Origin of the sequence: Streptomyces sp. NPDC059567, assembly GCF_042735655.1 — a bacterium.
Classification (GTDB): domain Bacteria; phylum Actinomycetota; class Actinomycetes; order Streptomycetales; family Streptomycetaceae; genus Streptomyces.
This window is the reverse complement of sequence record NZ_JBHWBS010000217.1, coordinates 1-1,400: the sequence shown is the minus strand read 5'-3', so window position 1 is coordinate 1,400 and position 1,400 is coordinate 1. Positions and strand designations below refer to the sequence as shown.

The window sequence follows — 1,400 nt, the reverse complement described above, 5'->3', positions numbered from 1 at the left end:
ACCGTCGACGGCGGCGCCGCCAACGTCAAGGACGTCTACCCGCTCGCCCCGCTCCAGGAGGGCCTGCTCTTCCACCACCTCCTCGCCGACGGCGGCGAGGACGCCTACGTCATGCGTGCCGTCCTGGAGTTCGACTCCCGCGACCGGGCGGACGCGTTCACCGACGCCCTCCAGTGCGTGGTGGACCGGCACGACATCTACCGGACCTCGTTCGCGTGGGAGGGCCTGAGCGAGCCGGTCCAGGTCGTATGGCGCCACGCCACCCTGCCCGTCGAGGGAGTCACCCTCGACCCGCAGTGCTCCGACCCCGTGGCCGAGCTCGTCGAGACCGGCGGCGCCCACATGGACCTCGGGCGGGCCCCGCTCCTCGGCGCCCACGTCGCGGCCGACCCCGGTGGAGACCGCTGGCTGGTCCTCGTGCGCATGCACCACACCGTTCGCGACCACACCGCGCTCCAGGTCGTCCTCGACGAGGTCGAGGCATTGCTGGCGGGCTGGGGCGACGAACTGCCCGAGCCGCTGCCGTTCCGCAACTTCGTCGCTCAGGTGCGCGGCAGGGCCGACCGGGCCGGGCACGAGCGCTACTTCACCGACCTCCTCGGCGACGTCACCGAGCCCACCGCCCCGTACGGCATGGCGGACGTGCGGGGAGACGGCGCCGACACGGTCCACGAAGTCCTCCCGTTCCCGGATGAGTTGGACCGCCGGCTGCGGACCGTCGCCCGCCGCGCCGGTATCAGCACGGCGACCGTCCTGCACGTCGCCTGGGCCCGGGTCCTCGCCGCCGTCAGCGGCCGTGAGGACGTGGTCTTCGGCACCGTCCTGTACGGCCGGGTGAACGCGGGCTCCGGGGCCGACCGGGTGGCGGGCCCCTTCATGAACACCCTGCCCGTGCGCATACGGACGGACGAACTCGGCGCGCTCGCCGCCGTGTCCGCGATGCGCGGCCAGCTCGCGGAACTCCTGGAACACGAGCACGCCCCGCTGGTCGTCGCCCAGCGTGCCAGCGGGGTCACCGGCGACACCCCGCTGTTCACCTCCTTCCTCAACTACCGGCGCAACCCAGGCCGTGGCGTCGACGAGGGCATGGAAGGAGTGCGGCTGCTGTCGGTGCGCGAGCGCACCAACTACCCGCTGGTCGTCCTGCTCGACGACTACGGGGACCGCACGGAGGTGGCCGTCGACTCGGTCGCGCCCATCGACTCCCTCGCGGTCTGCACCCTCGTGCGCACCGCTGCGGGCAACCTGGTCTCCGCACTGGAGGTCGCACTTGACGGCGGCCCGGACCTGCCGCTCACCTCCATCGAGGTGCTGGCTGAGGACGAGCGTCGGCGGGTGCTGGTCGGCTGGAACGACACGGCGTCGGATGGTTCGGCGGGGCTTGTGCACGAGCTGTTCGA

Annotated in this window: 1 protein-coding gene; it reads left to right on the top strand. The window is 72.5% G+C overall.

What is annotated here, in order from left to right; genetic code table 11:
- On the top strand, positions 1–1,400 hold a 1,400-nt coding region (locus ACFVZW_RS37080; RefSeq protein WP_384531015.1), incomplete at both ends, for a condensation domain-containing protein.